This is a genomic window from Streptomyces sp. NPDC051214, assembly GCF_040682375.1.
In the GTDB taxonomy this organism is placed as follows: domain Bacteria; phylum Actinomycetota; class Actinomycetes; order Streptomycetales; family Streptomycetaceae; genus Streptomyces.
The window spans coordinates 170,469-182,332 of record NZ_JBFBAT010000009.1; the positions used below are offsets into that span (position 1 = coordinate 170,469).

Here is an 11,864-nt window from a genome sequence, read left to right on the forward strand (position 1 = left end):
TTGCATTCGCAGCCGCAGTACCGCCAGGTGCCCGCCCAGGTCGACCTGCCCGCCCTCGAGCACGCCGTGCTCGACTTCTGGCGCGAGCAGAAGATCTTCGCCAAGAGCCTGGAGCAGTCCGAGGGCCGCCCCGAGTGGGTGTTCTACGAAGGACCGCCCACCGCCAACGGCATGCCGGGCGCCCACCACATCGAGGCCCGCGTCTTCAAGGACGTCTTCCCGCGCTTCCGCACCATGCGGGGCTATCACGTCGCCCGCAAGGCCGGCTGGGACTGCCACGGCCTCCCGGTCGAGCTCGCGGTCGAGAAGGAGCTCGGGTTCAACGGCAAGAAGGACATCGAGGCGTACGGCATCGCCGAGTTCAACGCCAAGTGCCGCGAGTCCGTGACCCGGCACACCGACGCCTTCGCCGACCTCACGACCCGCATGGGCTACTGGGTCGACCTGGACGACGCGTACCGGACGATGAACCCCGAGTACGTCGACTCCGTCTGGTGGTCCCTGAAGGAGATCTTCAACAAGGACCTCCTGGTCCAGGACCACCGCGTCGCCCCCTGGTGCCCGCGCTGCGGCACGGGCCTCTCCGACCACGAGCTGGCGCAGGGGTACGAGACGGTCGTCGACCCCTCCGTCTTCGTCCGCTTCCCGCTCACCGGCGGCCCGCTGGCGGGCGAGGCGGCCCTCCTGGTGTGGACGACCACTCCGTGGACCCTCGTCTCCAACACCGCGGTCGCCGCGCACCCCGACGTCACGTACGTCGTGGCGACGAACGGCGAGGAGAAGCTCGTCGTCGCCGAGCCGCTCGTCGAGAAGGCCCTCGGCGAGGGCTGGGAGACCACGGGCCAGACCTTCACCGGCGCCGAGATGGAGCGCTGGACCTACCAGCGCCCCTTCGAGCTGGTCGAGTTCCCGGCGCCCGCGCACTTCGTGGTCAACGCCGACTACGTGACCACCGAGGACGGCACGGGTCTGGTCCACCAGTCCCCCGCCTTCGGTGAGGACGACCTCAAGGTCTGCCGCGCGTACGGCCTCCCGGTCGTGAACCCGGTGCGCCCCGACGGCACCTTCGAGGAGGACGTCCCGCTCGTGGGCGGCGTCTTCTTCAAGAAGGCCGACGAAAAGCTCACCGCGGACCTCCAGGACCGCGGCCTGCTCTTCCGGCACATCCCGTACGAGCACAGCTATCCGCACTGCTGGCGCTGCCACACCGCGCTCCTCTACTACGCGCAGCCGTCCTGGTACATCCGCACCACGGCCATCAAGGACCGTCTCCTCCAGGAGAACGAGAAGACCAACTGGTTCCCCGACTCGGTCAAGCACGGCCGCTTCGGCGACTGGCTGAACAACAACGTCGACTGGGCACTGTCCCGCAACCGCTACTGGGGCACCCCGCTGCCCATCTGGCGCTGCGAGGAAGGCCACTTGACGTGCGTGGGCTCGCGCGCCGAGCTCTCCGACCTGACGGGCACCGACCAGTCGGAGCTCGACCCGCACCGCCCGTACATCGACGCGGTCACCTTCCCCTGCCCGACCTGCCAGGAGACCGCGACGCGCGTCCCCGAGGTCATCGACGCCTGGTACGACTCGGGTTCGATGCCCTTCGCGCAGTGGGGATACCCGTACAAGAACAAGGAGCTCTTCGAGAGCCGGTACCCGGCGCAGTTCATCTCGGAGGCCATCGACCAGACGCGCGGCTGGTTCTACACGCTGATGGCGGTGGGCACGCTCGTCTTCGACAAGTCGAGTTACGAGAACGTGGTCTGCCTGGGCCACATCCTGGCCGAGGACGGCCGCAAGATGTCCAAGCACCTGGGCAACATCCTCCAGCCGATCCCGCTCATGGACCAGCACGGCGCCGACGCCGTGCGCTGGTTCATGGCGGCCGGCGGCTCCCCGTGGGCGGCCCGTCGCGTGGGCCACGGCACCATCCAGGAGGTCGTCCGCAAGACGCTCCTCACGTACTGGAACACGGTCGCCTTCCAGGCCCTGTACGCCCGTACGTCGAAGTGGGCCCCCAGCGACGCCGACCCGGCGCCCGCGCAGCGCCCGCTCCTGGACCGCTGGCTGCTCAGCGAGCTGCACGCGCTCACCGACCAGGTCACGCAGGCCCTTGAGGGCTACGACACCCAGCGCGCGGGCAAGCTCCTGTCCACGTTCGTCGACAACCTCTCGAACTGGTACGTACGCCGTTCCCGCCGCCGCTTCTGGCAGGGCGACAAGGCGGCCCTGCGCACCCTGCACGAGGTCCTGGAGACGGTCACGCGCCTGATGGCCCCGCTGACGCCGTTCATCACCGAGCGGGTCTGGCAGGACCTGGTGGTGCCGGTCACTCCGGACGCCCCGGAGTCGGTCCACCTGACGTCCTGGCCCGAGGCCGACCTGTCGGCGATCGACCCGGAGCTGTCGAAGCAGATGGTGCTCGTGCGCCGCCTGGTGGAGCTGGGCCGCGCCACGCGCGCGGAGTCGGGCGTCAAGACCCGTCAGCCGCTCTCCCGCGCCCTGGTGGCGGCCACGGGCTTCGACTCGCTCAACCCGGAGCTGCACGCCCAGATCACCGAGGAGCTCAACGTCTCCTCGCTCGCGTCGCTCTCCGAGGTCGGCGGCTCACTGGTCGACACGACCGCGAAGGCCAACTTCCGCGCCCTCGGCAAGCGCTTCGGCAAGGGCGTCCAGGCGGTCGCCAAGGCCGTCGCCGACGCCGACGCGGCCGCGCTGTCCCTGGCCCTGCGCGAGGGCACGGCGTCGGTCGAGGTGGACGGCGAGAAGATCACGCTGGCCCCGGACGAGGTCATCATCACGGAGACCCCGCGCGAGGGCTGGTCGGTGGCGTCCGACTCCGGCGCCACGGTCGCCCTCGACCTGGAGATCACGGAGGAGCTGCGCAGGGCCGGCCTGGCCCGTGACGCGATCCGCCTGATCCAGGAGGCCCGCAAGAACAGCGGCCTGGACGTCGCGGACCGGATCGCCCTGCGCTGGACCTCCACGGACCCGGTCGTGCTCACGGCCCTGGCCGACCACGCCGAGCTCATCGCGGACGAGGTCCTCGCCACGGCCTTCTTGAATGAGCACAGCGCGCAGGGCGAGGCCGACGAGGCGTACGGCGAGACGTTCACGGACGAGTCACTGTCGCTCACGTTCCGCCTGCGCAAGGCGTAGTCTCACCGAGGAGCAGCGAAGGCCCGGTCCCGCCAGTGACGGCGGGACCGGGCCTTCGGCGTTGTGTGCTCACGTACGCGCGTACGCAAAGGCACACGCAAAAGGGCGAGGCCCCCAGAAGAACTGGGGGCCTCGCCCTGAACGCTGCCGACGCCTAAGGCGCGGAAACGGCCGTCAGTTGTCGTCCTCGTCGATGAGGAAGCCACGCATCGGCGACGGAGCCTGCTGCATGGGCTGCGGGGCCTGCGGCCGTACCGGCGCCATCGGCTGGGTCATCGCCGGCGACATCTGCTGCTGGCCGCCGTAGGACGGACCGGCGGTGGGCTGGTTGCCGCCCATCGACTGGTTGCCGCCGTACGACGGGGCGCCCGCGCCGGCCGGTGCCATGGAAGGCGCCGGGGACGGCGGAAGGGAAGCCGTCGCCGGGGTCCGCGGCGGGGCCAGCGAGTCGTCGGCCTGGGTCTCCAGCTGACGGAGCTGCGACTCCAGGTAGGACTTCAGACGCGTGCGGTACTCGCGCTCGAAGCCGCGCAGGTCCTCGACCTTGCGCTCCAGCGTGGCGCGGGCGGACTCCAGGGAGCCCATCGCGACGCGGTGCTTCTCCTGCGCGTCCCGCTCCAGGGCGTCAGCCTTGGCACGGGCGTCACGCTCGAGGCCCTCGGCGCGCGAACGAGCCTCGCCGACGATCTTGTTGGCCTCGGAACGGGCCTCCGCGATCGCCTGGTCAGCGGTCTGCTGGGCGAGGGAGAGCACGCGCGCGGCACTGTCGCCGCCGGGGCCCTGACCGGGCTGGGGCATCTGCGGACCGTGGCCGCCCATGGGACCACCCATGGGGCCGCCCATCGGACCCTGACCCATCGGGCCGGGACCCTGCGGACCGCCCTGCGGGCCGTGCCCACTGGGACCGGCGGGCAGCTGCGGCGCACCACCGGGCAGCTGCGGCGGGCCGCCCATCTGCTGGTGCTGCGGGTGCTGCTGCTGCGGCGGCACCGGCTGCGGTCCTGATATTGCGGCGGGCACCGGGGCGCCCGGACCGCGCTGGTCCTGCGGTTCCGGAGGCTTGCGCATGCCGCCCTGCTGCTGGTTCTGCGCAGCGGCGCGGGTGGCAGCGGCCAGTTTGGCGCGCAAGTCCTCGTTCTCGCGGAGCAAGCGAGTCAGTTCGGCTTCGACCTCATCGAGGAAGGCATCGACCTCGTCCTCGTCATAGCCTTCTCGGAGGCGGACGGTCGTGAACTGCTTGTTCCGCACGTCCTCGGGGGTCAACGGCATCTCTTCACCTCAACGTAGTCGTCGGCATTCGGCAAGACCGTATCGTTCACACAGACACCGACCTGACGACGGTGATCAGGATGTAGACGATGATCATCAGTACGAAGAAGGACAGGTCGAGCGCCACGCCCCCGAGACGCAGCGGCGGGATGAACCGCCGCAGAAGCTTGAGCGGTGGATCAGTGACAGTGTAGGTGGCCTCCAAAATGACCACCATCGCCTTGCCGGGTTGCCATGAGCGGGCGAACTGGAAGACGTAGTCCATGACCAACCGGAAGATCAGCACGATGAGGAAGCACATCAGCGCGATGTAAAGCACTTGCCAGACCACGCCCATGTTCGCGGTTCCCTCTCCCCTGTTACTCGTACTGCGTTCGCCGGTTCTGCGTTACTGCTTCACTTACGTCTCAGCTCTGGTTGAAGAACCCGCCCTCTGCGATGCGAGCCTTGTCCTCCGCCGTTACATCGACGTTAGCAGGCGACAACAGGAACACCTTCTGCGTCACCCGCTCAATGCTGCCATGGAGACCGAACACCAGACCGGCGGCAAAGTCGACAAGTCGCTTCGCATCCGTGTCGTCCATCTCGGTCAGATTCATGATCACCGGAGTGCCCTCGCGGAAGTGTTCCCCGATGGTACGGGCCTCGTTGTAGGTCCGCGGGTGCAGCGTGGTGATGCGGTAGGGCTCCCGCTCGGACACGACCTTGGGCATGATCACCGGTGCGTTCTTCTCCAGGCTCTGACGTTCAGGTGTGATGGATGCCACGGGGGCGATACGTGCCGGACGTCCGGATTCCGCGACTGACGAAGCGGAATGGGCGACCGGCTCACGCTGTGCGGGGGGCTGCACCACTCGTACCGATTCGTCCCTTTCGGGCACGTGTGCCTGACGGGACTGATGGGACTGGTGCGGCGGCTCGTGCCGCCTGCGGTCCCGCTCGGGCTCCGGCTCGGGTTCGAACTCGTCATCGGGGTCGAACCCCGGACCGTCGTACCCATCGTCCTCCACGAGGCCGAGGTAGACCGCCATCTTGCGCATCGCGCCGGCCATGCTCTGAGTCCTCCGCTCTGTGGTGGATCGGCTGTCGTCACCAACTGCCCGCGATCCACGAGGCCTCCCCGCCCAACAGCGAGAATGACCATATTTTCTGCTGTGGTCCGACTTCTTGGCGACGTTACCCGAGCCCGGGTCGGACTCCGAGTACCGCCGTACCGACGCGCACATGTGTCGCTCCGGCCGCCACGGCCTGTTCGAGGTCCGCACTCATCCCTGCCGACACCATGTTCGCAGCCGGATGAGTCGCGCGCATGAGGGTTGAGAATTCCATCAGCCGCTCGAACGCCGCCTGTTGCCGCCCCGCGTACGGACCGGTGAGCGGCGCCACGGTCATCAGACCGTCGAGCCGCAGCCCCGGCGCCTCGGCCACGAGCCCGGCCAACTCCTCGATCCCGCCGGGGCCCACGCCCCCGCGCTCGCCCCGGCCGTTCTCCTCGGCGTCGAGGGCGACCTGGATCAGACAGCCGATCTCGCGCCCGGCCCGCACGGCACCGGCCGACAGGGCGGTGACGAGCTTGGGGCGGTCCACGGACTGGACCACATCGGCATAACCGACCACAGAACGGACCTTGTTGGTCTGCAATTGACCCACGAAGTGCCAGTCGAGGGGCAGATCCGAGCAGTCGGCGGCCTTGGGGGCCGCGTCCTGGTCACGGTTCTCGGCGACATGACGCACGCCGAGTTCCGAGAGGATCCGCACATCGCTCGCGGGATAGGTCTTGGTGACCACGATCAGGGTCACCTCCTCCCGCTTGCGCCCCGCCGCCGCGCACGCCGCGGCGATGCGCTCCTCGACCTGCGCCAGATTTGCGGTGAGTTGAGTCTTACGGTCCGTCATGCCCTATCAGTCCAGCCAGACATAGCCCGCGAGACGACCGGTGGTCCGGTCGCGGCGGTACGAGAAGTGGTCACCGGATTCCAGGGTGCACACCGGCGACTGCTCCCGGTCGCGCACCCCGAGCCGCTCCAGCTGGGCGTGCACCCCCGCGGTCACGTCGACCGCGGGCGTGCCCCAGCTCGTCTCGGCGTACGCCGCGGGCTCGATCGCGGCGACATCGGCGCGCATCTCCTTCGGCACCTCGTAGCAGCGGCCGCAGACGGCGGGTCCGGTGCGGGCGACCACGCGGGCCGGGTCCGCGCCGAGCTTCATCATCGCCTCGAGGGCCGCGGGCACGACCCCGGCGATCATGCCGGGCCTGCCCGCGTGCGCCGCCGCGGCCACCTTGGCCACCGGGTCGGCGAGCAGGACGGGCGTGCAGTCCGCGGTGAGGACGGCCAGGGCCAGGCCCCGGCGGGCGGTCACCACGGCGTCGACCGCCGGGATCTCGGCGTCGGAGCCCCAGGGCCCGTCGACCACGACGACGTCGGGGCCGTGCACCTGGTTCATCCAGACCACGCGCCCCGGCTCGATGCCCAGCGACGTGGCGGCCAGCGCACGGTTCGTGCGCACGGCCTCGGGGTCGTCGCCGACCGCGCCGCCGAGATTGAGCTCTTCGTACGGAACGGCGCTCACCCCGCCCCACCTGTCGGTGAAGGCGAAGTGCGCGCCGCTCACGGTGCTGTGCCGGCTTATCACTTCAGGAAGTCCGGCACGTCCAGCTCTTCGGCCTGGCTGTCCGAGTAGGGACGGGCCGGCGGCACCTGCGGCGGGGCCACGGGCGCGGACGGGGTTTCGTTGACCGGGGTCACCTCGACCGGCTCCGGGGCCGAGGGCTCCTCGTGCGACGTGACGCTGCCCAGGCCGCCGTACGGCGAACGGGACTCGGCCGGACGGCTCGTGGCCGCCGGCTGCTCGTCACGCTGCTTGCCCGACGAGGACGCCGAGCCGAGGACGGTGTCGCGCTTGGACGGCGGCTGCCCGCCGTCGAAGCCCGCCGCGATGACGGTGACCCGGACCTCGTCGCCCAGGGCGTCGTCGATGACGGCGCCGAAGATGATGTTGGCCTCGGGGTGGGCCGCCTCGCTGACCAGTTGGGCCGCTTCGTTGATCTCGAAGAGGCCGAGGTCGGAGCCGCCGGAGATGGAGAGCAGGACGCCCCGCGCTCCGTCGATGGACGCCTCCAGGAGTGGCGAGGAGATCGCCATCTCGGCGGCGGCCACCGCGCGGTCGTCGCCGCGGGCCGAGCCGATGCCCATGAGGGCCGAACCGGCCTCGGACATGACCGACTTGACGTCGGCGAAGTCGAGGTTGATCAGACCCGGGGTCGTGATGAGGTCGGTGATGCCCTGGACACCGGAGAGCAGGACCTGGTCCGCCGACTTGAAGGCGTCCAGAACGCTGACCTGGCGGTCCGAGATGGACAGGAGCCGGTCGTTGGGGATGACGATGAGGGTGTCGACCTCTTCGCGCAGCTCCGCGATCCCGTCCTCGGCCTGGTTGGCGCGACGACGGCCCTCGAAGGTGAACGGCCGGGTCACGACGCCGATGGTCAGGGCGCCCAGGGAGCGAGCGATGTTGGCGACGACAGGTGCGCCGCCGGTGCCGGTGCCACCGCCTTCGCCGGCGGTGACGAAGACCATGTCGGCCCCCTTGAGGACCTCCTCGATCTCCTCGCGGTGGTCCTCGGCCGCCTTGCGGCCGACTGCCGGGTTGGCTCCGGCGCCGAGGCCACGGGTGAGTTCCCGGCCTACGTCGAGCTTGACGTCGGCGTCGCTCATCAACAGGGCTTGCGCGTCGGTGTTGATGGCGATGAACTCGACGCCCTTGAGACCGACCTCGATCATCCGGTTGATGGCATTGACACCACCGCCGCCGACACCGATGACTTTGATGACTGCGAGGTAGTTCTGCGGTGCTGCCACGTCGAAGGCCTCTCGCCTCGAGTTACGTGTCGCCGCCTCGCGGTCAAGCGCCGCGACGACTGATGCCGAATGGGACGGTCCGAACGCCGACCCGAACCCTAACGCTGAAGTTTAGGGTTACCAGTGTGTCTGTTCCTTGGACTCTTCCGAACAGGACACTAAGTCGACAAGTGGCGCACGTTCAACGAACACGCCGAACCTCCCGTTTTTCTTTTCACCCTATGTGATCAGCCGTAGCGCTGCCGAACCAGGGTGCTGGCCTGCGACGATATGCGTCAACTCGCCGACGAGGCGGGGGCGGTGGGGACACTCACATCGAAGTGCCCTGCCTTGGGGGCGGCTTTCATCAGGGCGGAGAGTGTGCTTGCCTTCGTCCGTCCCTTCTCGCTGCTGCCCCATTCCACGGTGCGTCCGCCGCTCAACTCCAACGAGATGGAGTCGTACGAACGGACCTTGACGGCCCGTGTGTCGCGGGCGACCGGGGCGGGCAGCGCACCCGCGACCCGCACCGCCTCTCGCCGCAGCCGGTGCGAGTCAAAACGGCGCAGACTCGCCTCCGCGTTCTCCTGATCCGGCCTCAATTCCAGGAGCGGAACTCCCTTGGGCGCTCGTCCGCTCGTGGCGAATCGCACTCCCTTGGCGTCCACTTCGACGAACTTTCCGCCCTTTTCGATCAGCAGAACCGGCTTGCGTTCGGTCACTTTCAGACCGATTGTGTGCGGCCAGGATCGGTCGACCTCGACCGAGTCGATACGCGGAAGTCTCTTCCGCAGCCGGTCCTCGATGGTCTCGGTGTCGACCGAGATCAGGGGTGACCCGACCGGGGCCGCGGCCGCGTCCAGCACCTCCTGGGGCGTCAGGACCCGGGTCCCCGACGTCGTCACGCGCTCCACGCGCAGCCACTGCGAGCCGTAGAACAGCCAGACTCCTCCCGCCCCGACCAGCACGAGTGCGATCAGCGAGAGGATCAGGGTGCGCGGCCGCGGCATGCGTACGCGAGGCCTCCGGGAGCGCGGAGGGCGGGGCGGGCGGGACCCACCAGAAGCGGGCTTCTGCCGTTCGGCGGTGGTCGGTCCGGCCACGGTCCCCTGCCTTCTCGTGCTGCTAGTGCCGTCTCACCCGTTGCGGCGTGAGGCGATCGCCTCGTACACCATGCCGACGAGGAGGTCGTCGGCGTCCCTGCGGCCGAACTCCGAGGCCGCACGGGACATCTCGTACAGCCGGTGCGGATCGGCGAGCACCGGGAGCACGTTGCCCTGCACCCACTCGGGCGTCAGTTCGGCGTCGTCCACGAGGAGTCCACCGCCCGCCTTGACCACCGGCTGGGCGTTCAGCCGCTGTTCGCCGTTGCCGATGGGCAGCGGGACGTAGGCGGCCGGAAGCCCGACGGCGGAGAGTTCGGCGACGGTCATCGCGCCCGCACGGCAGAGCATCATGTCCGCCGCGGCGTACGCGAGGTCCATCCGGTCCACGTACGGTACCGGGATGTAGGGCGGCATACCGGGCATGTTCTCGACGTACGGCATTTCGTTCTTCGGGCCGACCGCGTGCAGGATCTGGATTCCGGCGCGCTGAAGCACCGGAGCGACCTGCTGGACGACCTCGTTGAGCCGCCGTGCGCCCTGCGAGCCACCGGAGACGAGCAGCGTCGGCAGGTTCGGGTCGAGGCCGAAGGCGGCGCGCGCCTCCGGGCGGACCCGGGCCCGGTCGAGCGTGGCGATGGTGTGGCGCAGCGGGATGCCGATGTAGCGGGAGTTGCGCAGCTTGCTGTCGGGCGTGGCGACGGCCACCCCGGCGGCGTACCGCGATCCGATCTTGTTGGCGAGGCCGGGGCGCGCGTTGGCCTCGTGCACGACGATCGGCGTGCCGGTCCGCTTGGCCGCGAGGTACCCCGGCAGCGCGACGTAGCCGCCGAAGCCGACGACGCAGTCCGCCTTCGTGCGTTCCAGGATCTGCTCGGCCGCCTTGATCGTGCCGCGCAGCCGTCCCGGGACGGTGATCAGCTCAGGAGTGGGCTTGCGCGGCAGCGGAACGGCCGGGATCAGCGCGAGTTCGTAGCCCCGCTCGGGTACGAGTCGGGTCTCGAGTCCACGCTCCGTGCCCAGGGCCGTGATGCCCACGGTCGGGTCCTGCCTCCGCAGGGCGTCCGCGAGGGCGAGCGCGGGCTCGATGTGGCCGGCGGTCCCCCCACCGGCGAGTACGACATGCACCGAAATTCACCGCTCTCCGGACGAACGCGCCTTGACGCGCCGTCTCATCGTGTTCCATCTCACCCGAGGTTGCCGCATGGCCAGGGCCGCCTTTGCCGCCGGGTCCTCCCGCGCGAAGGCGATGAGGAGTCCGATGGCGAACATGGTCGGCAGCAGGGCCGAACCCCCGTAGGAGAACAGCGGGAGCGGGACACCGGCGATCGGCAGCAGACCGAGCACCGCACCGACGTTGATCACGGCCTGCGCCGTGATCCAGGTGGTCACGCCTCCCGCGGCATACCGTACGAAGGGGTCCTCCGTGCGTCCGGCCACGCGGATACCCGCATAGCCTAGAGCCGCGAACAGGGCGAGCACCGACAGCGTCCCCGCAAGGCCGAGTTCCTCCCCGGTGATGGCGAAGATGAAGTCGGTGTGCGGTTCCGGCAGTTGACCCCATTTTTCCACACTCGCGCCGAGGCCGGAACCGAAGAATCCGCCGGAGGCCAGGGCGTAGATCCCGTGCACGGCCTGCCAGCACTGGTCGCCGGGGCCCGGATCGGTGGCGCCGATGCAGGCGAGCCTCGCCATGCGGTTGGGGCTGGTCTTGATGAGGATCACGCCGAGCAGGGCCGCGATCGAGAGCACTCCCGCGAAGAGCCGTGTGGGCGCCCCCGCGAGCCAGAGCAGGCCGAAAAGGATCGCCGTGAGGATGATCGCGGTGCCCATGTCGCCGCCCAGCATGATCAGACCGAGCAGCATGAAGGCGACCGGGACGAGCGGCACCAGCATGTGTTTCCACTGGGTGAGCAGGCGCTTGTCGTGTTTGCGGGCGAGCAGATCGGCGCCCCACAGGACGAGGGCGAGCTTGGCGAACTCACTGGGCTGGAGCTGGAAGGGGCCGCCCAGATAGATCCAGTTCTGGTTTCCGTTGACGCTGCGCCCTATCCCGGGGACCTGCACGAGCACCATCAGGAAGACGGTCACGGCGAGGATGGGATAGGCGAGCGCCCGGTGCAGCTTGACGGGCATCCGCATGGCCACGAGCAGCAGGATCGAGCCCAGTACGGCGGCGACGAACTGCTTGCGGAAGAAGTACGCGGCGGGCAGGTCGAGCTGCAGCGCCTGGATCATCGACGCCGAGTAGACCATCACCAGGCCCAGCACGGTGATCAGCAGGCTGCTGCCGAAGATGAGGTAGTAGGCCGTCAGCGGCCGGTCCCAGGCGCGCTTGACCCGGGTGACGAACCGCCGCACCGCGTTCTCGCTCGGCGGGCGCGGAGCCCGCGGGGAGCGGACCGGCGCGGGCCGCCTGGCAAGGCGCGTGGGCGCGCGCCCGCTACTGCCGGCCATCAGGACCCCCGCCCCGCCGCCAAGACGCTGCCACGTGCCC

At 69.4% G+C, this 11,864-nt stretch carries 10 protein-coding genes; 1 reads left to right on the forward strand and 9 read right to left on the reverse strand.

From position 1 onward, the window contains the following. Positions 1 to 3,156, forward strand: coding sequence for an isoleucine--tRNA ligase (ileS, locus tag AB0M70_RS24435; RefSeq protein ID WP_365823179.1), 3,156 nt, complete (start codon positions 1 to 3; stop codon positions 3,154 to 3,156). Between the two features lie 174 nt (positions 3,157 to 3,330). On the opposite strand, the gene AB0M70_RS24440 is transcribed toward ileS, so the two are convergent. The 9 genes from AB0M70_RS24440 to ftsW form a co-directional block, all read right to left on the reverse strand. After that, positions 3,331 to 4,425: a DivIVA domain-containing protein gene (locus AB0M70_RS24440; RefSeq protein WP_365822703.1), complete on the reverse strand. Its 1,095-nt coding sequence runs from the start codon at positions 4,423 to 4,425 to the stop codon at positions 3,331 to 3,333. 46 nt (positions 4,426 to 4,471) lie between these two features. Further along, a complete protein-coding gene (locus tag AB0M70_RS24445; RefSeq protein WP_363208224.1) occupies positions 4,472 to 4,762 on the reverse strand; it encodes a YggT family protein in 291 nt (96 codons plus the stop codon). A gap of 70 nt (positions 4,763 to 4,832) precedes the next feature. Then, positions 4,833 to 5,477: a cell division protein SepF gene (gene sepF / locus AB0M70_RS24450; RefSeq protein ID WP_365822704.1), complete on the reverse strand. Its 645-nt coding sequence runs from the start codon at positions 5,475 to 5,477 to the stop codon at positions 4,833 to 4,835. Positions 5,478 to 5,601: 124 nt separating this feature from the next. Further along, complete coding sequence (locus AB0M70_RS24455; protein ID WP_365822705.1) at positions 5,602 to 6,321, reverse strand: YggS family pyridoxal phosphate-dependent enzyme; 720 nt, start codon at positions 6,319 to 6,321, stop codon at positions 5,602 to 5,604. Positions 6,322 to 6,327: 6 nt separating this feature from the next. Next, positions 6,328 to 7,059 (reverse strand): peptidoglycan editing factor PgeF, encoded by a 732-nt coding sequence (gene pgeF, locus AB0M70_RS24460; RefSeq protein ID WP_365822707.1) that lies wholly within the window; start codon positions 7,057 to 7,059, stop codon positions 6,328 to 6,330. Then, complete coding sequence (gene ftsZ, locus AB0M70_RS24465; RefSeq protein ID WP_365822709.1) at positions 7,056 to 8,285, reverse strand: cell division protein FtsZ; 1,230 nt, start codon at positions 8,283 to 8,285, stop codon at positions 7,056 to 7,058. The genes pgeF and ftsZ overlap by 4 nt, the downstream gene beginning before the upstream one ends. A 275-nt stretch (positions 8,286 to 8,560) precedes the next feature. Then, positions 8,561 to 9,367: an FtsQ-type POTRA domain-containing protein gene (locus AB0M70_RS24470; protein WP_365822711.1), complete on the reverse strand. Its 807-nt coding sequence runs from the start codon at positions 9,365 to 9,367 to the stop codon at positions 8,561 to 8,563. A gap of 33 nt (positions 9,368 to 9,400) precedes the next feature. Next, positions 9,401 to 10,495 (reverse strand): undecaprenyldiphospho-muramoylpentapeptide beta-N-acetylglucosaminyltransferase, encoded by a 1,095-nt coding sequence (gene murG / locus AB0M70_RS24475; protein ID WP_361188817.1) that lies wholly within the window; start codon positions 10,493 to 10,495, stop codon positions 9,401 to 9,403. 6 nt (positions 10,496 to 10,501) lie between these two features. Beyond that, positions 10,502 to 11,824: a putative lipid II flippase FtsW gene (gene ftsW, locus AB0M70_RS24480; RefSeq protein ID WP_361826884.1), complete on the reverse strand. Its 1,323-nt coding sequence runs from the start codon at positions 11,822 to 11,824 to the stop codon at positions 10,502 to 10,504. Positions 11,825 to 11,864 lie beyond the last annotated feature (40 nt).